The organism is Virgisporangium aurantiacum (assembly GCF_016863635.1).
In the GTDB taxonomy this organism is placed as follows: Bacteria; Actinomycetota; Actinomycetes; order Mycobacteriales; family Micromonosporaceae; genus Virgisporangium; species Virgisporangium aurantiacum.
Genome location: NZ_BOPG01000033.1, coordinates 424,842 through 447,566 on the forward strand (window position 1 = coordinate 424,842; position 22,725 = coordinate 447,566).

The 22,725-nt window shown below is 71.4% G+C and carries 20 protein-coding genes; 8 read left to right on the forward strand and 12 right to left on the reverse strand.

From position 1 onward, the window contains the following. The first annotated feature begins 18 nt into the window (after positions 1-18). Together Vau01_RS27600 and Vau01_RS27605 are read left to right on the forward strand one after the other, a co-directional pair. On the forward strand, positions 19-882 hold the full coding sequence (locus tag Vau01_RS27600) for a shikimate dehydrogenase (protein ID WP_203998101.1): 864 nt from the start codon (positions 19-21) through the stop codon (positions 880-882). Next, the gene (locus Vau01_RS27605; RefSeq protein WP_203998104.1) at positions 882-2,276 is read left to right on the forward strand and encodes an Nramp family divalent metal transporter; all 1,395 of its coding nucleotides are present in this window, start codon (positions 882-884) and stop codon (positions 2,274-2,276) included. The genes Vau01_RS27600 and Vau01_RS27605 overlap by 1 nt, the downstream gene beginning before the upstream one ends. Here the strand turns inward: Vau01_RS27605 and Vau01_RS27610 are convergent. Genes Vau01_RS27610 through Vau01_RS27620 form a run of 3 tightly spaced genes read right to left on the reverse strand, consistent with a single transcriptional unit; the run spans position 2,271 to position 5,574 of the window. Continuing rightward, the gene (locus Vau01_RS27610) at positions 2,271-4,505 is read right to left on the reverse strand and encodes a heavy metal translocating P-type ATPase (protein WP_203998107.1); all 2,235 of its coding nucleotides are present in this window, start codon (positions 4,503-4,505) and stop codon (positions 2,271-2,273) included. The genes Vau01_RS27605 and Vau01_RS27610 overlap by 6 nt on opposite strands. Further along, positions 4,502-5,368, reverse strand: a complete 867-nt coding sequence (locus tag Vau01_RS27615) for a DUF8832 domain-containing protein (RefSeq protein WP_203998110.1) — start codon at positions 5,366-5,368, stop codon at positions 4,502-4,504. The genes Vau01_RS27610 and Vau01_RS27615 overlap by 4 nt, the downstream gene beginning before the upstream one ends. Continuing rightward, positions 5,365-5,574: a heavy-metal-associated domain-containing protein gene (locus Vau01_RS27620; protein WP_203998113.1), complete on the reverse strand. Its 210-nt coding sequence runs from the start codon at positions 5,572-5,574 to the stop codon at positions 5,365-5,367. Before Vau01_RS27620 ends, Vau01_RS27615 begins: the two co-directional genes overlap by 4 nt. 127 nt (positions 5,575-5,701) lie before the next feature. Here Vau01_RS27620 and Vau01_RS27625 point away from each other — a divergent pair, with 127 nt between their 5' ends. Then, entirely contained in the window at positions 5,702-5,992 is a 291-nt protein-coding gene (locus Vau01_RS27625) for a metal-sensitive transcriptional regulator (RefSeq protein WP_203998115.1), read from the forward strand. On the opposite strand, the gene Vau01_RS27630 is transcribed toward Vau01_RS27625, so the two are convergent. Beyond that, positions 5,976-6,995: a lysylphosphatidylglycerol synthase transmembrane domain-containing protein gene (locus tag Vau01_RS27630; RefSeq protein ID WP_203998118.1), complete on the reverse strand. Its 1,020-nt coding sequence runs from the start codon at positions 6,993-6,995 to the stop codon at positions 5,976-5,978. The two genes, Vau01_RS27625 and Vau01_RS27630, sit on opposite strands and share 17 nt — an antisense overlap. 26 nt (positions 6,996-7,021) lie before the next feature. Beyond that, positions 7,022-7,822, reverse strand: a complete 801-nt coding sequence (locus Vau01_RS27635; RefSeq protein ID WP_203998121.1) for an endonuclease/exonuclease/phosphatase family protein — start codon at positions 7,820-7,822, stop codon at positions 7,022-7,024. A 179-nt stretch (positions 7,823-8,001) separates the two neighbouring features. Between Vau01_RS27635 and Vau01_RS27640 the strand changes: the two genes are divergently transcribed. Further along, positions 8,002-9,546 (forward strand): cellulase family glycosylhydrolase, encoded by a 1,545-nt coding sequence (locus tag Vau01_RS27640; RefSeq protein ID WP_203998322.1) that lies wholly within the window; start codon positions 8,002-8,004, stop codon positions 9,544-9,546. A 96-nt stretch (positions 9,547-9,642) separates the two neighbouring features. Here the strand turns inward: Vau01_RS27640 and Vau01_RS27645 are convergent, their stop codons facing one another. Then, positions 9,643-9,915, reverse strand: a complete 273-nt coding sequence (locus tag Vau01_RS27645) for a hypothetical protein (RefSeq protein ID WP_203998124.1) — start codon at positions 9,913-9,915, stop codon at positions 9,643-9,645. A gap of 141 nt (positions 9,916-10,056) precedes the next feature. Here Vau01_RS27645 and Vau01_RS27650 point away from each other — a divergent pair, with 141 nt between their 5' ends. The 3 genes from Vau01_RS27650 (at position 10,057) to Vau01_RS27660 (ending at position 15,330) form a co-directional block, all read left to right on the forward strand. Continuing rightward, positions 10,057-12,597, forward strand: a complete 2,541-nt coding sequence (locus Vau01_RS27650; RefSeq protein WP_203998127.1) for a tetratricopeptide repeat protein — start codon at positions 10,057-10,059, stop codon at positions 12,595-12,597. A gap of 53 nt (positions 12,598-12,650) precedes the next feature. Beyond that, positions 12,651-14,339 carry a lysine--tRNA ligase gene (gene lysS / locus Vau01_RS27655; RefSeq protein ID WP_203998130.1) on the forward strand — a complete coding sequence of 563 codons (1,689 nt, stop codon included), beginning with the start codon at positions 12,651-12,653 and terminating at the stop codon, positions 14,337-14,339. A gap of 85 nt (positions 14,340-14,424) precedes the next feature. Continuing rightward, positions 14,425-15,330: a hypothetical protein gene (locus Vau01_RS27660; RefSeq protein ID WP_203998133.1), complete on the forward strand. Its 906-nt coding sequence runs from the start codon at positions 14,425-14,427 to the stop codon at positions 15,328-15,330. Here the strand turns inward: Vau01_RS27660 and Vau01_RS27665 are convergent. The 5 genes from Vau01_RS27665 to Vau01_RS27685 form a co-directional block, all read right to left on the reverse strand. Further along, positions 15,327-15,701, reverse strand: a complete 375-nt coding sequence (locus tag Vau01_RS27665) for a PPOX class F420-dependent oxidoreductase (protein WP_203998136.1) — start codon at positions 15,699-15,701, stop codon at positions 15,327-15,329. The two genes, Vau01_RS27660 and Vau01_RS27665, sit on opposite strands and share 4 nt — an antisense overlap. 5 nt (positions 15,702-15,706) lie before the next feature. Beyond that, positions 15,707-16,918 carry a DUF1501 domain-containing protein gene (locus Vau01_RS27670; protein ID WP_203998139.1) on the reverse strand — a complete coding sequence of 404 codons (1,212 nt, stop codon included), beginning with the start codon at positions 16,916-16,918 and terminating at the stop codon, positions 15,707-15,709. Between the two features lie 2 nt (positions 16,919-16,920). Beyond that, entirely contained in the window at positions 16,921-18,501 is a 1,581-nt protein-coding gene (locus Vau01_RS27675; RefSeq protein ID WP_239151892.1) for a DUF1800 domain-containing protein, read from the reverse strand. A gap of 82 nt (positions 18,502-18,583) precedes the next feature. Then, positions 18,584-18,829, reverse strand: a complete 246-nt coding sequence (locus tag Vau01_RS27680) for a DUF2630 family protein (RefSeq protein WP_203998141.1) — start codon at positions 18,827-18,829, stop codon at positions 18,584-18,586. Between the two features lie 10 nt (positions 18,830-18,839). Next, a complete protein-coding gene (locus Vau01_RS27685; RefSeq protein WP_203998144.1) occupies positions 18,840-19,280 on the reverse strand; it encodes a MarR family winged helix-turn-helix transcriptional regulator in 441 nt (146 codons plus the stop codon). 49 nt (positions 19,281-19,329) lie between these two features. Between Vau01_RS27685 and Vau01_RS27690 the strand changes: the two genes are divergently transcribed. Continuing rightward, positions 19,330-19,806 carry a hypothetical protein gene (locus Vau01_RS27690; RefSeq protein ID WP_203998148.1) on the forward strand — a complete coding sequence of 159 codons (477 nt, stop codon included), beginning with the start codon at positions 19,330-19,332 and terminating at the stop codon, positions 19,804-19,806. A 22-nt stretch (positions 19,807-19,828) separates the two neighbouring features. On the opposite strand, the gene acnA is transcribed toward Vau01_RS27690, so the two are convergent. Further along, a complete protein-coding gene (gene acnA, locus Vau01_RS27695; protein WP_203998151.1) occupies positions 19,829-22,588 on the reverse strand; it encodes an aconitate hydratase AcnA in 2,760 nt (919 codons plus the stop codon). Positions 22,589-22,725 lie beyond the last annotated feature (137 nt).

The window sequence follows — 22,725 nt, forward strand, 5'->3', positions numbered from 1 at the left end:
GTGGGGGAGCGGGATTCCATGCCGACTTGCCGGTGCGGCCTGATCGGAGCGGGCATCGCGATGTCACTGTCGCCCGCGTTGCATCAGGAGGAGGGGCGCCGGCACGGGCTCGACCTGACCTACACGCTGATGGACGCCGAGGCCGGCCTGGCGGCGCTGGTCGACCGGGCCGAGGCGGACGGGTTCGCCGGCGTCAACATCACCCACCCGTTCAAGCAGCAGGCGAACGCGCTCGTCGACGCGCTCTCGCCGCAGGCGCAGGCGATCGGCGCCGTCAACACGATCGTCTTCGAAAACGGCCGCCGCACCGGCCACAACACCGACGTCCACGGGTTCACCGAGGCGTTCCGCAAGGGCCTGCCCGGCGCCGCGACCGACCGGGTCGTGCTGCTCGGCGCCGGCGGTGCCGGTGCGGCCTGCGGGTACGCGCTGCTCGGGCTCGGCGTCGGCCACCTGACGATCGTCGATCCCGACCCGGACCGGCTCGGCACCCTCGGCGAGCTGCTCGCCGCCCGCTTCGACACCGATCGGATCGCCCTCACGGCGCCGGGCCGGATCGCGAAGGCGCTCGCCGCGGCCGACGGGCTGGTGAACGCCAGCCCGGTCGGCATGGCGGCGCATCCCGGCCTGCCGTTGCCGGTGCACCTGCTGCACCGCGGCCTGTGGGTGAAGGACGTCATCTACCTGCCGGTCGACACCGACCTGCTGATCGCCGCGCGGGCCCGCGGCCTGCGGGCGGTCGGCGGCGCCGCGATGTGCGTGTTCCAGGCCGCCGCCGCCTTCGAGCTGTTCACCGGACGCATCCCCGACCCGTCCCGGATGCTCCAGCACGCCGAGCTGCTGCTCCGGGACCGCACGCCGACCCCCTTATGGAGCACGTGATGAGCCAACAGACCGCCGCCAAGTCCCTGGACCTGCCGGAGCCGATGCCGCTGCGCCGAATGGTCGGCCCCGGCGTGGTCGCCGTCGGGATCGGCATGGCGGCCGGCGAGATCATCCTGTGGCCGTACCTGACCGCGATCGGCGGGCTCGGCCTGCTCTGGCTGGCGTTCGCCACGCTGGCCGTCCAGTTCGTGATCAACATGGAGATCGAGCGCTACACCCTGGCCACCGGGCAGACCGCGGTCGCCGGGTTCTCCCGGTGGTGGAAGGGCTGGGGCGTCGTCATCTGCCTCGCCGGCGTGTTCCAGTACGCGTGGCCGGGCTGGGCCACCAGCGGTTCGACCGTCCTCACCTACCTCGTCGGGGGCGGCGATCCGGTGTGGATCACCGTCGGGGTGCTGGCCGCCGTCGGTCTCCTGCTCACGTTCTCCCGGGTCATCTACCGGACGGTCGAGCTGGTCGAGGCCGTGAAGGTCGGGCTGACGCTGTTCTTCCTGGCCGTGGTCGTGGTCTTCGTCATCTCGCTGTCCACCTGGGGCGAAGCCGCGTCCGAGACGGTGACCGGCTTCGCCCGGATCCCGGCCGGCATCACGTTCACGCTCCTGCTCAGCGCGATCGGTGCCGCGGGCGCCGGTGGCGTCCACAACCTGGTGCTGAGCAACTGGATCCGCGACAAGCGCTACGGCATGGGCGCGCACGTGCCGCGGCTCACCTCGCCGATCACCGGCCAGGAAGAGGCCGCCGGCGGCGACGACCGCTACACGTTCCCGACCGACGAGGCGAACCTCGGCCGCTGGCGGGTGTGGTGGAAGCGGGCCAACGTCGAGCACGCCGCCACGTTCGCGCTGGTCTGCTTCGTGACGATCACCGTCATGTGTCTGCTCGCCTACGAGACGCTGTTCGGCCGCGAGGAGCTGAAGAACGACCCGTCGTTCCTGCGCATCGAGGCCGACGTGCTCGCCGGCCGGGTCGGCGAGTGGCTCAAGCTGCTGTTCCTCTCGATCGCCGTCGTCTCGCTGTGGGCGGCCGCGATGGGCCTGCTCGACGTGATCGGACGGCTCGCGTCGGACTTCCTGCGCCGCAACTACCTCGCCGGCTCGGCCCGGTGGACCGAGCCCCGCCTGTACCTCGCCGTGATCTGGACCGAGATCGGGCTCGGTTCGGCGATCCTGCTGGCCGGCTTCACCCAGCCGCTGGGCCTGCTGATCGTGTCGACGTGCGCCGCGTCGGTGGTGACGCTGCTGTACTCGATCCTCCTGGTGCGGCTGAACACCGCCGACCTGCCGGCCGCCATCCGGCTGGGTGGATGGCGGCTCGGCGGCATGCTGGTCGCGATCGGCTTCTACGGCTTCTTCGCGGTGGCGATGGTGGTGACCCAGCTCCAGCGCCTATGAGAAGCGGCGCAGGCGCAGGCTGTTGGACACCACGAACACCGAGGACAGCGCCATCGCCGCGCCGGCGATCATCGGGTTCAGGAGGCCGGCCGCCGCCAGGGGGAGGGCCGCCACGTTGTAGGCGAAGGCCCAGAACAGGTTGCCCTTGATCACGCGCAGCGTGCGGCGGGACAGGCGGATCGCGTCGGCGGCCGCGGTGAGGTCGCCGCGGACCAGGGTCAGGTCGCTGGCCTCGATGGCCGCGTCGGTACCGGTGCCCATGGCCAGGCCCAGGTCGGCCTGTGCCAGCGCGGCGGCGTCGTTCACGCCGTCGCCGACCATCGCGACCACCCTGCCCTCGCCCTGCAGGCGCTTGACCACGTCGACCTTGTCGGCCGGCAGCACCTCGGCGATCACCTCGTCGGTGCCCGCTCCGACGCCGACCCCGATGCCCACCTCGGCGGCCACCGCCGCGGCGACCGTCCGGTTGTCGCCGGTGAGCAGCACCGGCGTCAGCCCGAGGCGGCGGAGTTCCGCCACGGCCGCGCGGCTGTCGGGCTTCACCGCGTCGGCGACGGCGAACATCGCTCGCGCCCGGCCGTCCCAGCCGGCCAGGACGGCGGTCTGGCCGGCGGCCGACGCGTCGTCGAACGCCCGGCGCAGGTCCGGCGGCACGGTGAGCCCGTGGTCGTCGAGGAGACGCGGGCGGCCGGCCACGATCGTGCGGCCCTCCACCACGCCGGTCACGCCGAGGCCCTCGACGTTGCGGAAGTCGGTCACCGGCGGGAAGGCGCCCACCGCGATCGCCTTGGCGACCGGATGCTCCGAGGCCGACTCGACGGCACCCACCAGGCGACGGGCCAGCGGCTCGTCGGAAGCCACGACGGAGATCAGCGTCATCCGGCCCGTGGTCACCGTGCCGGTCTTGTCCAGCACCACCGTGTCGACCCGCCGGGTCGACTCCAGGACCTCCGGACCCTTGATCAGCAGGCCCAACTGGGCGCCCCGGCCGGTGCCCACGAGCAGCGCGGTCGGCGTCGCCAGGCCCAGCGCGCACGGGCAGGCGATGATCAGCACCGCCACCGTGGCGGTGAACGCGGCCGTCAAGCCGTTTCCGTCGCCTCCCTCGGCGACAGACCAGCTGCTGCCCGTGCCGATCCAGTAGCCGAGGGTGGCCACCGCCAGCGCGATCACGATCGGGACGAACACGCCCGCCACCCGGTCGGCCAGCCGCTGCACGTCGGCCTTGCCGGCCTGCGCCTGCTCGACCAGCCGCGCCATCTGCGCCAACTGGGTGTCGGCACCGACCCGGGTGGCCCGCACGACCAGCCGCCCGCCGGCGTTCACGGTCGCGCCCACCACGGCGTCACCGACCGACACCTCGACCGGCACCGACTCGCCCGTCACCAGGCTGGTGTCCACGGCCGACGAGCCCTCGTCGACGACCCCGTCGGTGGCGATCTTCTCGCCGGGCCGCACCACGAACCGGTCACCGACAAGCAGCTGGTCGACGGGAATGCGCTGCTCACGTGCGTCCCGAAGGACCGAGACCTCCTTGGCGCCGAGCGCGAGCAGCGCGCGCAACGCCGACCCCGCCCGGCGCTTGGCCCTCGCCTCGAAATAGCGGCCGGCCAGGATGAACATCGTGACGCCCGCGGCCACCTCGAGGTAGATCGCGTCGGTGCCGGCGCCGCGCTCGATCGTCAGCCGGAACGGGTGGGTCATGCCGGGCATGCCGGCGTCGCCGAGGAACAGCGCCCACAGCGACCACCCGAACGCGGCCAGCGTCCCCATCGACACCAGCGTGTCCATGGTGGCCGCGCCGTGCCGCAGGTTCACCGCGGCCGCCCGGTGGAACGGCCAGCCGCCGTAGACGATCACCGGAGCGGCCAGCGTCAGCGACGCCCACTGCCAGTAGTCGAACTGCCAGGCCGGCACCATGGCCAGCACGATCACGGGCACGGTCAGCGCCACGGTCACCCAGAGCCGGGTGCCATGTCCGTCCGTTGGTTGCGGCTTTTTTTCGGACCGCGTGCGCGCGGCCGTGTAGCCCGTCTTCTCCACGGTGGCGATGAGATCGTCGACGCTGACCTGTGAATCGTTGACGGCGACCGTCGCCTTCTCGGTGGCGTAGTTGACGCTCGCGGTGACGCCGTCGAGCTTGTTGAGCTTCTTCTCGATGCGCGACGCGCAGGAGGCGCAGGTCATCCCGCCGATGGCCAGCTCGATGCTGGTGGTCGCGCGCATCATGACGTCACCGCCGTGAACTCCGCCGTACGGACCTTTCCGGCGTGCTGGAAGTCGAGATACAGCCGGTACGCGCCGGCGCTGGGCACCTCGGCGTAGAACGTGACGTCGGGGCCGGCGGTCGTCGCTTCCTCGGGGTGGACGTGGAGGTAGGCCAGGTCGCCGTCCCGCAACGCCACCAGGTGGCCGTAGGCGCCCAGGTAGGGCTGGAGATCGGTCACCGGTCGGCCGTCCTTCGTCACGGTGAGCGTGAGCTTGCTCGACGTGCCGGGTTGCAGCGTGCCGGCCAGCTCGACGCGGTAGCCGTCGACGTCGAACGCGCGGCCGGGCGCGGGCAGCGGCCGGACCCGGTAGTCGCCGGCCGCCGGAACGTCGACGCCCAGCGTCAGACCTTTGTCGCGGCCGGCGGGCTGGAAGTCGGCGAACACCCGGTACTGGCCGGGGTCGGCGACCGTCAGCGGGATCGACCACAGGCCGTCCGCCGTCCGGCTCGGGTGGACGTGCTGGAAGCCGGACAGGTCGCGCCGCACGACGATCAGGTGCAGGTCCTTCTCGTGGGTCGGGGTGTAGCCGGTGACGGGTGCGCCGTCGGGGCCGAGGATCCGGAAGCGGAACTCGGCGGTGGTGCCGGCGGGGAGGGCGGTGGTCTCCGGGACGAGGCGGTACCCGGCCTCGCTCACCTGCAGACCGCCGGGGAACTCCTCGATACCCTCGTGACCCTCGGTTTCCGCGTGACCGCCGGCTTCGGCGTGGCCGGCCGGCGGCGGTTCCTCGCTGGGGCCGACCAGGCGGCCGGCGCCCAGCGCGCCGGTGAACGCCACCACCAGGCCGACGCCGTACAGGCCGAGCTTCGTCGCGGTTCTCACGGGACCACCTCGTAGTCGCCGGCCTCGTCGACGGCGTCGCGGACGGCCTGCGGGTCGAGCGGCTGGTCGCTGGTGACGGTCGCGGTGCCGGAGCCGAGGTCGACCTTCACCTCGCGGACGCCCGCGAGCTGACCGATCTCCGAACTCACCGCGCCGACGCAGTGGCCGCACGTCATGCCCTTGATCGTGTAGGTCGTGGTGGTCATGTCCGCGGCTCCTTCTACGATGAGATTACCCCCGTGGGGTACCGGTCGACGCCCACCGTAACATACCCCCTGGGGGTACTCCAGCATTGTGGCGTTGAATACCCCCGGGGGGTTGTAGGATGGGGGCATGACCGCACCGACCCGTGGCTACACATCCACCAAAGACCAGCTGCAGGCCCGGCTGCGGCGCATCGAGGGCCAGGTGCGCGGCATCGAGCGCATGGTCGACGAGGACCGGTACTGCATCGACGTCCTCACCCAGATCTCGGCGATCCAGGCCGCGCTCGACAAGGTGGCGCTCGGCCTGCTCGACGGGCACGCCCGGCACTGCATGCACGAGGGTGCCGCGGAGGGCCGGGCCGACGAGATGGCCAGCGAGATGATGGCCGCCGTCGGTCGCCTCATGAAGCGGGGCTGAACTCCCTGGTGGTGCGGCGTCGCATCAGGATCCACATGATCCAGCCGGCGCCCACGATGAAGCCGAGGCTGATGAGGCGGTACAGCACCACCGCCGCGATCGCGGTGCTGCCGGCCAGCCCGCCGGCCACCAGCCCGAGGATCAGCGCGCTGTCGATCACGCCCAGCCCGCCCGGCACCACCGGGATGCTGGCGGCGGCCATGCCGGCGCAGTAGGCGACCAGCAACTGCGTGGTGGTGATCGACTCGGCGCCGACGGCCAGGCAGCACATCCACAGGCACACGGCGTCGAGCAGCCAGTTCGCCACCGCGTAGGCGACCGCGACCGTGGCGTTCGCCGGCCCGAGCCGCACGGCCCGGAGCTGGTCGAGGAATCCGGCGATGCGGTCGACGCCGTGCTCCGGCGGCCGCCGGCGGACCTTGTTGACCCCGGCCATGCCACCCCGGGTGATCCGGTGCAGCGTCTGCGGGTTGCGGGCGATCCGCGTCACCCCGATCGTGATCAGCACGACGGCGGTGAGCAGGCCGGCGAGCGTCGGCCAGGCCGGCGTGCCGCCGGCCGCGATCCCGGCGGCGGCGCTGATCAGGGCCAGCGCGGTGGCCGAGAGGATGCCGCTGAGCGCGATGCACCACGACGCGATCCCGGCCGAGGCGCCGAACCGCCGCATCTGCTTGTAGTTGAACGAGGTGGAGAACGCCGGCCCGCCCGGGAGCGTGACGCTCAGCGAGTGCGCCGCGTAGGCCAGCTGGATGTGCCGCACCAGCGGCACCCGGATGCCGGCGCTGGCCAGCAGCCGGCGTTGCATCCGCGCGTACGCCCGCATCGACGTGATCGCGGCGAACACCGCGACCAGTACCAGGCCCGGATGCGGCGAGCGGAGCTCCGACAGCGCCTCGACCAGGTCGGACCAGGCCCACACGGCCTCGCCCACCAGGACGGCGACGACCGCACCGACGACGATCAGTCGCCACCGGCGCGTTCTGGTCCGCGTCGTCTCGATCATGTGCCCCCCGGAACATGATCGTACTTTCATCTTCCGGGCGCGGACCGCACCGCCACATTGAGGGTCGCCCGGATACCGAGGTGGTCGGAGACGTACGCGGGGCCGGTGGGGAACGGGTGCTTCGCGGTGAGAATCAGCGCCCGGTCGGCGACCGTGACCGACGGGGTGGTGAACACGAAGTCGATCCGGTGTCCGGGGATTCCGGGGCCGAGGAACTCCTCCGCCCGGTACGTCGGCGTGGGGTCGCCGGCGAACGCGTCGACGAGACCGGTGGCCGCCTCGAACGCCGGGAGGAACGTGCTGCCGGCGGCGATGTTGAAGTCGCCGCACACCGCTTGTGGGCCGTCGAGCCGCGCGACCACGGCGGCCAGGTGGGCCAGCTGCTGGCGGTGCATCGCGGCGTGCCGGTTGGTGCCCGACCAGTCGCCGTCCCGGTTCGGCATCGGGTGGGTGTTGACCACCCACAGGTCCGCCAGCCGGGTCACCAGCGAACCCTTCAACACCGACTTGGCCTGGTCGACCCGCCCCATCCCGGCCGCCGGCACGGGGAACCGGTGGTACCGCGCCGGGCCCAGCGGCCGGCGCGACATCGTGACCAGCCCACCGGCCGGCCCGGCGATTCCCCGACCCGTCCGGACGTGCCGGAACGACGGCATCCCGGGCCGGAGCCGGCGCAGGTGCCAGCGGGTGAGCACCTCCTGGAAGCAGACCACGTCGATGTCGGACGTTTCGAAGAACCGGGCGATCGCGCCGTACCGGGCGGGCAGGTCGGACGCGCGCAACGGCAGCCCGAGCGTGTTCAGCGAGGCGACGGTGACCTGATCCATCGGCCGTGATCGTACCGGCGGCCTTTCATAAATTGCGTAACTTTCGGCCGTGGGAGCGCTTCCATGGGACGCTGACATCGACCTAGACTGATGTCCCGCCACCACCCCCGGAGGTACCCGTCGTGCGATCACGACTCGGCGCGGCATGCGTCGTCACCTTACTTTTGTCCGTGTTCTTCATGGCCGAGCCGGCCCAGGCCGCCACCGGCATCCGGATCAGCAGCGGTCGGCTGGTCGAGGCGAACGGCACCGAACTGGTGCTCCGCGGCATCAACCACGCGCACGTCTGGTACCAGCAGCAGACCAGTTCGTTCGCCAACATCAAGGCCACCGGCGCCAACTCGGTGCGGGTCGTGCTGGGCAGCGGCCAGCGGGGTTGGGGCACCAGCCCGGCCAGCGACGTGGCCAACGTGATCTCGCTGTGCAAGCAGAACCGCCTGATCTGCGTGCTCGAGGTGCACGACACCACCGGCTACGGCGAGCAGAGCGGTGCCGCGACGCTCGCGCAGGCCGTCGACTACTGGATCAGCGTGCAGAGCGCGCTGACCGGCCAGGAGAACTACGTCATCCTGAACATCGGCAACGAACCGTTCGGCAACCAGGGCTATGCCGCCTGGACGACCGACACGGCCAACGCCATCCGGCGGCTGCGGTCGGCCGGCTTCCAGCACACGATCATGGTCGACGCCCCGAACTGGGGCCAGGACTGGACGTTCACCATGCGCGACAACGCGCCGACGGTCTACGCCGCCGACACCACCGGTAACACAATCTTCAGCATCCACATGTACGGGGTGTTCGACACGTCGGCCGAGGTGTCGGCGTACCTGTCGTCGTTCACCAGCCGGGGGCTGCCGATCGTGGTCGGCGAGTTCGGCAACAACCACTCCGACGGCAATCCCGACGAGGACGCGATCATGTCCTACGCGCAGGCCAACCGGATCGGCTACCTGGGCTGGTCGTGGAGCGGCAACGGGGGCGGCGTCGAGTACCTGGACATGGTGCTGAACTTCAACCCGGCCACCCGCAGCGAGTGGGGCACCCGGTTCATCGCCGGCGCCAACGGCATCGCGGCCACGTCGCGCGAGGCGTCGATCTACGGCGGCACCGGCACCCCCGACACCCAGGCGCCCACCACGCCCGGCACGCCGACCGCCAGCAACGTCACCTCGACCGGCGCGAACCTCGCCTGGACGGCGTCGACCGACAACGTCGGCGTCAGCGGGTACACGGTCGTGCGGGTGCAGGGCAGCACCGAGACCACCGTCACGAGCACCGCGACCAACTCGGCCGCGCTCACCGGGCTCACGCCGTCGACCGCGTACACGTTCGCGGTGTACGCGCGGGACGCGGCGGGCAACCGGTCGACGCGGTCGGGCACCGTCAACGTCACCACGCCGGCCGGCGGGGGTGGCGGCAACAACGGCTGCACCGCCACGTACCGGATCGCCGGCAGCTGGTCGGGCAACTTCCAGGGCGAGGTGACCGTGACCAACGGCACCACGGCGAGCACCGGCTGGACCGTCACGTGGACCTACGCCAACGGCCAGACCATCACGCAGATGTGGAGCGGCCAGGACACCCCGAGCGGCGCCAGCCACTCGGTGCGCAACGTCAACTACAACGGCAACCTCGGCCCGAACGCCAGCACGATGTTCGGGTTCCTGGGCACCTGGAACAACACCACCAACTCCGTGCCGACGCTTTCCTGCACGCGGAGCTGATCACGCGGAGCTGAACAAGGTCACAGAACGACGGCGCCGGCCTCCACCCACGGTGAGGCCGGTGCCGCTGTTTCAATGCTGTTTTTTAGAGCCCGCTCAGGCCCGGAGTTCCGCTGTCCACACGTTCCCGATGCGGTACCAGTGACCGACCGAGACCGTCCGGAAGCGCCGGGACAACGCGCCCTCGGCAAGATCGTGGACGCGACGCACCTCGCTGGCTGTCGTCGCGTGCTCGACAAGACCGACAAATATCTGCCGCCCGGCCGCGGTGACCTCGAGCCGCCACAGGACCCCGAGTGTTCGCAATGTTGCTCGCAACCGCTCGTTGTCCCGTGACCGCTCGGCCGGGTCGGCGAGTGATTCCCGCAAGCTGGCCACCCCCGTGCGTTCCATAGCCAGATCGTTGGACACGCCGGGTTTCACTATGAGTTGGACCGCGGTCGACTCACATCGATCCCGACCGAATCCGAACGGGATAACCTGTACCTTCCCGACCTCGCGGAGTGACGCATGCCATCCCAGGAGCCCGTCGAGCTTCCCGACCCCGGGCAGGCCCGCACGATCGACTCGCTGGTGGGGCGGCTGCGCCAGTTGAAGGTGTACGCGGGCGACCCGTCGTTCGAGACCGTGAAGGAACGGGTCAACGCCGCCTGGACCGCCGCGGGCCGGCCGGCCGGCGAACTGGCCGGCAAGACCACCGTCGTCGACTGCTTCCGGCCGGGCCGGCGCCGGCTCAACATCGACCTGGTCACGGCCGTGGTCGAGGCGCTGCATCCCGACCCGGGGTACGTGGCGCAGTGGCGGCAGGCGCTGCGGGTGGTGGCCGGTTCGGGGCAGGCCGCGTCGCAGGTGCGGGTCCAGGAGAACCTGCCCAGCCACGAAGACGGGTTCACCGGGCGGGTCAACGAGCAGGGCACGCTGCTCACGGCGCTGCGCGGCGCGGCGGTGCCGGTCGCGGTCATCGCGGGGATGGCCGGCGTCGGCAAGACCCGGCTCGCGGTGGAGGTCGGGCGGCAGCTCGGCCCGTTCGACCGGACGCTGTTCGTCGACCTGCGCGGGTTCCACCCCGACCAGCCGCCGGCCGAACCGGCCGCGGTGCTCGACGGCTTCCTGCGCCTGCTCGGGGTGCCCGGCCAGCAGATGCCGCACGAGCTCGCCGCCCGCTCCGCCGCGTTCCGGCAGCGGCTGGCGGGTCAGCGGGTGCTGGTGGTGCTCGACAACGCCGCCGACGAGAACCAGGTGCTCCCGCTGCTGCCCGGCACCGCCGACGCGGTCACGCTGGTCACCAGCCGGCGCACCCTCACCGGGCTACGCACGGTGGCGCACGTGATGCTCGGCATCTTCACCTCCGACGAGGCCCACCGGCTGCTGCTCCAGGCCGCACCCGACGGTCCGGTCGGCGGCGACCCGCTGGCCGCCACCCGGATCGCCGAGCGCTGCGGCCACCTGCCGCTGGCCCTCGGCCTCATCGCCGGTCACATCCGGGCCAAGCCCGGCTGGACGCTCACCGACCACGCCGACCGGCTCGACGAGCGGCACCGCCTCCGCCGCATCGACACCGGCGTCGAGCTGGCCTTCGACCTCTCCTACCGGCACCTGCCGCCGGAGGCCCAGCGGCTGCTGCGCTTCCTCGCCCTGCACCCCGGCCAGCAGCCCGACCTCTACGCCGCGGCCGCGCTGGCCGGTACCGACGTGGCCGGCGCCGCCGAACTGGTGCGCGTGCTGCGGCACAACCACCTGGTGCTCACCACCGCACCCGGCCGGTACGCGCTGCACGACCTGGTGCGCGCCTACGCCGCCGGCCGGGCCAGCGACGAGGACCCGCCGCCCGAGCACCGGGCCGCCCTGGCCCGGCTGTTCGGCTACTACCTCGCGACCGCCGCGGCCGCGATGGACCTGCTGTTCCCCGGCGAGGCCGCGTGGCGGCCGAAGATCGAACCGCCGGAGACGCCGTTGCCGCAGCTCGCCGACCCGGACGCGGCGCTCGGCTGGCTGGAGGCCGAACGGCCCACGGTGATCGCGATGGCGGTGTACGCCGCCGACAACGGGTGGCCCCAGGTCGTCAACCCACTGTCGGCGCTGCTGTACCGGTACCTGCTCGGCGGCAACACGGGCGACGCGCTGATCGTGTACGGCGCGGCCCGGGAGTCGGCCCGGCGGGTCGGCGACCGGGCGGCGGAGGCCTACGCGCTGCGCGGCATCGGGGTGACGCACCTGGTGCTCGGCGGGTTCGAGCCGGGCAGCGAGTACCTGGAGCAGGCGCTCGCCCTGTTCCAGAGCGTCGGTGACGTCCCCGGGCAGGCCCGCACGCTCACCAACCTTGGCATGGCCGAGGAGCGGCTCGGCATGGCGTCGGCGATCGAACGGCACAAGCAGGCGCTGGCGCTGTTCCAGGAGCTGGGTGACGCCACCAACGAGGCCCGGTCGCTGCTCAACATCGGCCTCACCGAGGAGCGGCTGGGCCAGGTCGACGCGGCGGTCGAGCGGTACTCGCAGGCGCTGGAGATGTTCCGGCAGGGCGGCGACCGGCACGGCGTCGCCGCCGCGGCCCGGGATCTCGGCACCATCGAGGTGAAGCTCGGTCGGTTCGACGCGGCCGAGGAGCACCTCGACGAGGCGCTCGCCGGGTTCCGTTACCTGAGCAACCGGGAGGCGGAGGCGTGGACGCTGGCCAGCATCGGCAACCTCGACGTCGCCCGGGGTCGCGCCGCCGCCGCCGTCGAGCGGTTCGAGCGGGCGCTCGACATGCACCAGGAGATCGGTAGCCGGCACGGGCAGGCCTGGACGCTGAACGCGCTCGGCGAGTCGGAACTGGCGGCCGGGCGGCCGGCCGCCGCCGTCTCGCTGCACTCCACCGCGCACGACATCGCCGTGGAGATCGGCGTCGGCGACGAGCAGGCCCGGGCGAACGCCGGCCTCGGGCACGCACACCGGGAACTCGGCGAGCCCGACGTGGCCCGGCGCCGGTTCGAGCGGGCCCTCGACCTCTTCACCGAACTCGGCATGCCCGACGCCGACGGGGTGCGGGCGGCCCTACGCAAACTGCGTTGAGGGTCGTAATACCGTTGAGTCATCCCCAACGGTGTTACGGAAGGTAGACGATCATGGTCGAGGCCGACTGGGTCTCCCGATTCGCCGACGAGGTCATCGCAGAGGCGGAGCGGCGGGCACCGGGTAAGCCGATCGTCTGCGCGTCCGGGCTGAGCCCGTCGGGGCCGATCCACCTGGGCAACCTCCGCGAGGTCATGACCCCGCACCTGGTCGCCGACGAGATCAAGCGTCGCGGCGTCGCCTGCGAGCACATCCTCTCGTGGGACGACTACGACCGGCTGCGCCGCGTGCCGGCCGGTATCGACCAGTCGTGGACGGAGCACATCGGCAAGCCGCTCAGCGCGGTGCCGGCACCGCCCGGCAGCGACCATCTCAACTGGGCCGAGCACTTCAAGGCGCCGCTCGTCACCGCGCTGGCCGAGCTCGGTATCGAGGTCCGGGCGATCAGCCAGACCGAGATGTACACCTCCGGCGCCTACCGCGACCAGATCCTGCTGGCGATGCGCGAGCGGGCGACGATCGACGGCATCCTCGGCCGGTACCGCACCAAGAAGAAGACTGCGGTCAAGACCGACGACGAGGACGAAGCGGCCGCCGCCGAGGGCTCCGGCGCCGCGGAGGAAGAGGACGGGACGGTCGCGGCCGGCTACTTCCCGTACAAGCCGTACTGCCCGGTGTGCAACACCGACCTGACGACGGTGACCGCGTACGACGACGAGACCACGGTGCTGTCGTTCACCTGCGCGTGCGGGCACGCGCACACCGTCCCGCTGACCGAGTACAACCACGGCAAGCTGGTCTGGAAGGTCGACTGGCCGATGCGGTGGGCGTACGAGGGGGTCGTGTTCGAGCCGTCCGGCGTCGACCACACCTCGCCCGGATCGTCGTTCGTCGTCGGGTCGCAGATCATCCGCCCGGTGTTCGGGGCCGAGCCGCCGATCGGGCCGATGTACGCGTTCGTCGGCGTCAGCGGCATGGCGAAGATGAGCAGCTCGAAGGGCGGCGTGCCGATCCCGGCCGACGCCCTGCGGATCATGGAACCGCCGCTGCTGCGCTGGCTGTACGCCCGGCGCCGGCCGAACCAGGCCTTCAAGGTGGCCTTCGACCAGGAGATCCAGCGGCTCTACGACGAGTGGGACTCGCTGGAGCGCAAGATCCCCGCGGGCACCGCCGCGCCGGCCGACGTCACGTCGCACGCCCGGGCCGTCGAGACGGCCGCCGGCCGGCTGCCGCTCACGGCCAAGGTGGTTCCGTACCGCACGCTCGCGTCGGTGGTCGACGTCACGACCGGAGACGCCGAGCAGACCCTGCGCATCCTGCGCGACCTCGACCCGAGCGACCCGGTGACCAGCCTCGACGAGGTTCGGCCGCGCCTCGACTGCGCGCAGCACTGGGTTACCACCCAGGTGCCCGCCGACCAGCGGACGCAGGTGCGCGCGGAGCCCGATGTGGCGCTCCTCACATCCCTCGGTCCGGCGGAGGCGGAGTCGCTGCGGCTGCTGCTCGACGGGCTCGACTCGCACTGGTCGCTCGACGGGCTGACCACGCTCGTCTACGGCGTCCCGAAGACCCAGCTCGGTCTGCCGCTCGACACCAGGCCCACGCCCGAACTGAAGGTGGCGCAGCGCACGTTCTTCGCGCTGCTCTACAAGCTCCTGGTCGGGCGCGACACCGGGCCGCGGCTGCCCACGCTGCTCCTGGCCGTCGGCGCCGACCGGGTCCGGAAACTGCTCAGCGCGTAGCAATGTCACCCGATCGTGGCACGGGTGACGATCGCCCATCGGACCGTATCGACACGTACGTGCGCCGATACCGGACACTGGAGCCATGGCGACTGCGACCATGGCACAACCCGGTCAAACCGCCGAGCAGGTCACGTACCTTCGGCGGCTCCTGCGGCAGCGGGAGTACCGGCGAGCCGTTGAACTGATCGACCGGCACCTGCTCGACGTCACCGGCACGCCCGTGCCCATCGACGACGTGCGCACCTACGCATACGAACTACTGGGCCGGCGCGGCCCGTCGGCACTGCGGCGGGTGCCGGTCAACCTGCGTCGGGGCGCGCCGGTGAGCCTGCGCCGGCCGGTCACCGTCGACCTGCGCCGGCTCACCCGGGCCGAGCTCGAACGGGTGCTGCGCTGGCTGCTCGCCGCCGAGATCCGGGCCGCCGACGACGCCCTGCGGGCCGACGAGTACGCCGACGCGGTGGCCGCCGCCGAGGCCGCCGGGCGGATCGACAACCGCTCGACGCACATCGCGATGGTGCACGCCCGCGCGCTCTACGAGCTGGCGGTGCTGGCCCTGAACGGCAAGTCACCCGACCTCGACGAGGTCTCCCAGCGGCTGCAGAAGGCCGGCTGGCTGACCATGCGGGCGGCCCACGACCCCACCGTGCGCGACGCCCACAAGAAGCTGTCGGCGGCGATCGACGACGTGAGCGCGATCGTCGAGCGCCGGCGCGCCCGCACCGCCCGGGCCGACGCCGTCACCGCCGTGGTGCAGCGGTTCAACCGCCTGGTGCAGCACTACAACGACCAGGACCAGTTGATCAGCCATATCCAGCTGGGCAACGCGCTGGCGTCGTTGGCGCAGGTCCGGGTCGACGTCGACCGGCTGCTGCAGCACCACGCCCCCGAATCGCCGGCGGGCGTGATCCTCGTCGACCTCCGGGGCCAGTGCGTCCGGTACAAGGTGCACCTGGAGCGGCAGGGACGGCGGATCCGGGCCGACTAAAGGCCCAGCATGCGGGTGATCGTCACCTCGATCACGACCCGTTCCGGGTTGGGTTGCGGGACGCGGTAGCGCTGGCCGTACCGGCGCTCCGCGTCCGCGACCGACTCCGGGTCCTCCCGGACCACCGCGGTTCCCTCGGCCGTGCTCCAGCGCCGGCCGTCGACCTGGCAGATCGCCGCCCGACCGGTGGCGCGCACGTTGCGCACCTTCACCGAGCCGCGCCGGGTGATCACCCGCACGATCCCGGCCGCCGCGTCGAGGGTCGCGCCGACCGCGACCACGTGTGGTGACCCGTCGGGGCGCAGCGTCGTCAACGTGCACAGGTGCCGTTCGGTCCAGAACTCGAGCAGTTCGCTTCGGGAGAGATCCACGCTCCCTAGTTTCGGGCCACCGCCAGCCCGGACGTGGTCGGGGTGACGTTCGGGAACACCGTGCCGAGCGAGCCCACGCCGCACCGCTTCTGCAGCACCTCGCCGATCACCGAGCGGTAGTCGGTGGTGGCGGCGAGGTCACCGGCCACCAGTTTCGCGGGGGCCAGCCCCGGCCACGTCCCGTAGACCTTGCCGCCGCGGACGCCGCCGCCCAGCACGAACATCGCGTTGCCGTGGCCGTGATCGACCCCGCGCGAGCCGTTCTCCGCCACGCGGCGGCCGAACTCGCTCAGCGTCACCAGCGTGACGTTCTTCATGCCGTCGGCGCCGAGGTCGGCGGCGAACGCGGCCAGCGCGGCGGCGAACTCGCCGAGGTGGGTGTGCATGCGCTGGCCGGTCTCGGCCGTGCCGAGGCCCTCGTGCATGTCCCAGTCACCGAAGTCGACGCACGCGGCGCGCAGGCCGAGGCCCGCCTTGATCAGCCGGGCCACGTCCTTGAGGGCCGTCGCGAGCGGCGTCGCCGGGTAGACCGCGCCGTTCGCGGGGGTGTAGGCGGGCAGCTTCGCGACCGTCGCCACGGCGCCGGTCGCGGCAAGAGCCGGCGTGGCCAGGGCCGCGGGGGCGTCCCGGTAGAGGGCCTGCAAGGTCAGACCCATCGGGACGGACGCGGAGTCGCCGGCCAGCGTGAACCCGTCGAGCGACGCGATCCCCAGGTCGGGCCCCGGGCCGGCGAGGGCCCGCGCGGGCTTGGTGCTGCCGACGGAGACGCCGGACCACGGGTTCGTCGAGACCCCGAGCATGCGGTCGAGCCAGCCGGTGCGGATCGACGTGCCGGCGGCGGCCCGCTCCATCTCCTCCATCGCGGCGAAGTGCGAGCGGGTCGGGTTCGGCTGCCCGACCGCGTGCACGGCGGCCAACTGCCCCTGCGTCCACAGCGGGAGCAGCGGGGCGAGCGCCGGGTGCAGGCCGAACATGGCGTCGCCGCCGATCACCTTCGCCTTGGGGACGGCGATGGTCGGACGGGCCTTGTAGTAGTCGGGGTCACCATGCGGGATCACGGCCGAGAGCCCGTCGAATCCGCCCCGCAGCGAGAGGACGACCAGGGTGTCACCGGTGCTGTCGGCGGCGAACGCGTAGCGGGCCGCGACGCCCTCGGTGACGACGGTGGCCGCGGCCGCCGCCGCGGCGGTCTTGAGCAGACTGCGTCGGGTGCACATCGCTACCTCACCTGGAACATCGGGGCGTCGAGCACCAGCGCCACCAGGTGCGGGAACTTGCCGGTGACGGCCTGGTCCTTGGCCTTCAACGGGTCGATCGGCTTCTTCCCGAAGAACTGGGTGAGCGCCGCGGTGTGCTCCGGCTTCGGTGCGGTTCCGACGAGGCTCTTCACGACGGTCTCGACCAGTGCGCCGTACGTGGCCGGCAGCGCGCCGGGCACGAGCCGGTTGAGCAGCGGCGTCGTGCGGGTGAGCTGCTTCGGGTACCAGCCGGCGGCCAGGTTCAGGTGGGCGTTCCACCGCACCAGGAACCCGGACGGCGACGCCCACGCCGCCGCGACGTCGGGGTAGCCGTTCGGCGGCTCCCAGCGCATCGGGCCGTGGCCGGTCTTCTCCAGGATCTGGTACAGCGCCCGGATCCCGTCGGTGCCCGCCCCATTGGTGCCAGCGGCGTCGGGGCCGAGGCCGAGGATCCGGACGGTGCCGGCGATGTCCTCCAGCGGGGTCTTCACCTTGGCGTTGGCGGCCTTGGCGAACTCGGCACTGGTGAACAGCGCCCGGAGCACCGGCGCGATCGCGGTCCGGTTGTCGAGGTACACCTTGGCGAGCGTGGTGACGAGGCCGGCCGGCGGCTCGTCGGCGACGAACCGGATGCACAGCTTGGTGGCGATGCGCTCGGCGGTCTTCGGGTGCATGGCGAGGTGGTCGAGGAACGCGGTGCCGGCCTTCTCGCCGTCGGCGGCCGTGGCGTTGGCGCTCTGGAAACCCAGGATGGCGACGGCGCCGGTCGCGTGCTTCGCGGCGTCGTACCGGTACAGGCCGGTGGCGGCGTCGACGGTGCGGCCGGTCAGCAGGATCGCGGCCTGCTTCACGTCGGCCTCGGTGTAGTTGAGCCCGACGGTGTGCAACTCCATGAGCTCGCGGCCGTAGTTCTCGTTCGGCTTGTCCTTGGTGGAGACGCGGTTGTCGAGGTAGCTGAGCATCGCCGGGTGCGTGGCGCTGGCCTTGAGCATGTCCGCGAAGCGGCCGAGGGCGTGCGCGCGGATCACCGTGCGGTCGTAGTCCGGGCGGCTGTCCCAGACGTCGCTGGAGGGGCAGGTGACGTTGAGGTGGTTCGACCAGAAGTCCACCATGACCTCGAACAGCTGCCGCCGGCTCCAGCACGCCCGGGCGACCGCGGCGGTGCCCAGCTGCTGCATGGCGTCCCAGGCACCCTTCTTGACGGCCTTCCGCACGCCGGTGATGTCGAGGCTGACCAGCGGAAACCGCGCGACGATGGCGTCGCAGGCGGAGTCGTCGATGCTCCTGGGATCGAGCTGGCGGTCGAGCCAGGCGCTGACGCCGAGCGAGCGCAGTTCCGCCTCATTGTCCGGAGTGCGGCCGTAGGTGGCCCGCCGCAGCAGGTGCAGGGGATCGGGCGACGAGGTGGGGGTGGCCACGGTGCTCGTCGTGGTGGTGAAGCTCCGCGGCGCGGCGAGTGCCGTCCCCGGCTCGACGAGGGCGACGCCGGCACCCGCGACCGCCGCCGTGGCGAGCAGCCGTCGCCGGCCGACCATGTTCCGCTGAGCCTCGGGTGTACGCACATCCCCCGAGGTCGACCGCCGGCCGCGCCTTCTGAGCCCGGTAACCCGCCTACACCGCCCCGGCAACGGGCTCGCCCCGGGACTACTGGATGTAGCCCTCCACCTCGTCCGCCGGGCGTTCCTCCACCGCGTCGGGGTCGGTGCCGTTGGCGCGGGCGGCGCGGCGGCGGCGGAGCAGGTCCCAGAGGCGGTCGAGTTCGATCTCGGCCTCGGCGAGCCTGCTGCGCTCCTCGTCGGGCGTCAGGGTGCCGCTCTGCACCTGGGCGCGAAGGGCGTGCTCGTTGTCGACGAGTTCGTGGATGCGGGCCAGGATCGCCTTGTCGTCCATGCCCGTCACCCTAGTCATTGAGCAGGCGGGTCTGCTCGCGGAGGATCTCGATCGTGCGCTGGACGAAGTCGGCGATCGCGGCGGCCTCTTTCTCGTCGTAGCGCGACGTCATCGCGCTCATCGCCGCGCTCAGGCGGGCAAAGGCAGCGCCGATGCCGGTACCGGTGGCCGGGGTGGGTGCGGCGCTGATCACGATGCGGCGGCGGTCGGCGGGGTCGGCGGCCCGGGTGACGTGGCCGCCGCGTTCCAGGCGGTCGACGAGGCCGGTGACCGCGCCGGGGCTCAGGCCGGTGAGCTGGGCCAGCGTTCCGGCGGTGAGCGGGCCGCGGCCGGCGATGATGCGCAGCGCCCGCTGGTCGGCGGCGCTCAGGCCGAGGCGGTGACCGATCGCCTCGTGGAACAGGATCACGGCCGTGCTCAGCTCCGCGCCCAGGGCCGAACCGTCCTCCACGCCCCCAGCCTTTCTTTCGGTTCGCCAAACATTTTAGTAAACTGAACTAATGCGGACCCAATTCGCCACCTCGTGGGAATCCCTGCGCTGGGCGCTGGCCTTCCACGGACGGCACTTCCTGATCGTCTCGGCTCTCATGGTGCTTCCGGGCGTCCAGCGGTTCGTGATCATGAGTTGGGAGCTGCCCGGGCCGGTGGCCACCCTGTCGGAGATTCTGGTGCTGGCGGCGCGCATCGGGCTGGTCGTCTACGTGGTGAGCAAGGTCGGGCCGGCGCCGCACGCATGGGCGTCCACCAGGATGTTTTTCCGTGAACGCTGGCCCAGCCTGCTCATCACGCTGGGCCTGCTCGCCCTTGCGTTCGCGATCTTCGACCTCGCCCTCGAAGGGCTGAGCGACGACGACACGTACCGGTCGGTGCTGTTCGCGGTCAAGAATCTCACGGTCATCCCGTTCACGGTGATCTGGATGATCTCGGTCGCGCGCACGTGCGTCCAATATGAACTTACGACCGCGGCCTCGCGTTGAGGCCGCGGTCGCGATCACCGATCTATGACTCGAGCATCCGCCGCAGCACGTACTGCAGGATGCCGCCGTGCCGGTAGTAGTCGGCCTCGCCGGGGGTGTCGATGCGGACGACCGCGTCGAACTCCTTGCCGTTGTCGGTGGTGACGCGCACCGTGCGCGGCGTCGACCCCTCGTTGAGCGCCTCGACGCCCGTGATCGTGTACGTCTCCGTGCCGTCGAGACCCAGTGACTCGGCGTTCTCGCCCTGGGGGAACTGCAGCGGCAGCACGCCCATGCCGATCAGGTTCGACCGGTGGATGCGCTCGAAGCTCTCCGCGATCACCGCGCGGGCGCCCAGCAGCGCCGTGCCCTTGGCGGCCCAGTCGCGCGACGAGCCCGAGCCGTACTCCTTGCCGGCCAGGATGATCAACGGGACGCCCGCCTCAATGTAGGCGGCCGACGCGTCGTAGATCGTGGCCTGGTCGCCCGTGAGGTGGTTGACCGTGAAGCCGCCCTCGACGCCCGGCACCAGCTTGTTGCGCAGCCGGATGTTGGCGAACGTGCCGCGGATCATCACCTCGTGGTTGCCGCGGCGCGAGCCGTACGAGTTGAAGTCGCGCTTCTCGATGCCGTGCTCGCTGAGGTACCTCCCGGCGGGGGAGTCGGCCTTGATCGCGCCGGCGGGGGAAATGTGGTCGGTGGTCACCGAGTCGCCGAGCGACGCCAGCACGCGGGCGCCCGCGATGTCGGTGACCGGCGACGGCTCGGTCGCCATGCCCTCGAAGTACGGAGGCTTGCGTACGTAGGTCGAGTCGTCGGCCCACTCGAAGGTCTGGCCCTCCGGCGTGGGCAGGCCCTGCCAGCGCTCGTCGCCCGCGAACACGTCGGCGTAGTCGCGCTGGAACATCTCGCTGGCAATGGCGCTCGCGACGACCTCTTCGATCTCCTGACCGGTGGGCCAGATGTCGCGCAGGTACACCGGCTTGCCCTGGGTGTCTTCGCCGAGCGGGTCGTTGACCAGGTCGATGTCCATCGTGCCGGCCAGCGCGTACGCGACCACCAGCGGCGGCGACGCCAGGTAGTTCATCTTGACGTCGGGGTTGATGCGACCCTCGAAGTTCCGGTTGCCGGAGAGGACGCTCACGACGCTCAGGTCGTTCTCCTGCACCGCCGCGCTGACCTCCTCCGGCAGCGGGCCGGAGTTGCCGATGCACGTGGTGCAGCCGTAGCCGACCAGGTGGAAGCCCAGCTTCTCCAGGTAGGGCGTGAGGCCGGCGCGCTCGTAGTAGTCCATGACCACCTTGGAGCCGGGCGCCAGCGTCGTCTTCACCCAGGGCTTGCGGTTGAGGCCGCGGTCGACGGCGTTGCGGGCGAGCAGTGCGGCACCGACCATCACGTGCGGGTTCGACGTGTTGGTGCAGGAGGTGATCGCCGCGATGACGACGGCGCCGTGGTCGAGTTCGTAGTCGCCGACCTTGACCGGGTTCGACGGCCGCCCTTCCGCGTTCGCCGCCGCCGAGACGAGGTGCGGCTTGTCGGCCGGGTCGTCGTGGTGGCCGACCGGCGGGTCGCTGGCCGGGAAGCTCTCCCGGCTGGCCTCGTCGGCGGTGCCGTTCTCCGACTTCACGTAGTCGGTGAGCGAGTTGCGGAACATCGGCTTGGCGCTGCGCAGCGGCACCCGGTCCTGCGGGCGCTTCGGCCCGGCGAGGCTCGGCTCCACGGTGGACAGGTCGAGTTCGAGCCGCTCGGAGTACGCCGGCTCGCGGTCGGGGTCGTGCCAGAGCCCCTGCTCCTTGGCGTACGCCTCGACCAGGTTCACTTCCGCTTCGCCGCGGCCGGTGAGCCGCATGTACTTGGTGGTCTCGTCGTCGATCGGGAAGATCGCGATCGTGGACCCGTACTCGGGGCTCATGTTGCCGATCGTCGCCCGGTTGGCCAGCGGCACCGCGCCGACGCCCGGCCCGTAGAACTCGACGAACTTGCCGACCACGCCGTGCTTGCGCAGCATCTCGGTGATCGTGAGCACCAGGTCGGTAGCGGTGGCGCCCTCGGGCAGCGACCCGTTCAACTTGAACCCGACCACCCGCGGGATCAGCATCGACACCGGCTGGCCGAGCATGGCCGCCTCGGCCTCGATGCCGCCGACGCCCCAGCCGACCACGCCGAGCCCGTTGACCATCGTGGTGTGCGAGTCGGTGCCCACCAGCGTGTCGGGGTAGGCCTGGCCGTTCCGCTGGAAGATCACCTGGGCCAGGTACTCGATGTTCACCTGGTGCACGATGCCGGTGCCCGGCGGTACGACCTGGAACTCGTTGAACGCGCCCTGGCCCCAGCGCAGGAACTGGTACCGCTCGCGGTTGCGCTCGTACTCCAGCTCGACGTTGCGCACGAACGCGTCCGCGCGCCCGAACAGGTCGGCGACCACGGAGTGGTCGATCACCAGCTGCGCCGGCGCCAACGGGTTCACCTTGCTCGGATCGCCGCCGAGGTCGCGCACCGCCTCGCGCATCGTGGCCAGGTCGACCACGCACGGGACGCCGGTGAAGTCCTGCATCAGCACCCGGGCGGGCGTGAACTGGATCTCGACGCTCGGATCGGCGTCGGGGTCCCAGCCCGCCAGGGCCCGGATGTGACCTTCGGTGATGTTCGCGCCGTCTTCGGTGCGCAGCAGGTTCTCGAGCAGGATCTTCAGGCTGTAGGGCAGGCGCTCCTGCCCGTCGACCTTGCTGAGCCGGAAGATCTCGTAGCTCGCGTCGCCGACGCGGAGTTCGCTCCTGGCACCGAACGTGTCGAGGCTCGCCACGGTGTACTCCTCAGGTATTCAAGGGTCCGCCAAAGTCTCCCGCAGCCGGGGCAGCGCCGCAGCGCCGGGTGGATTCTGTTCTAGCAAACCGTACGTCCGTCTTGCTAAGCCAGGCTACCCTAAGTTTCTGTCACTGG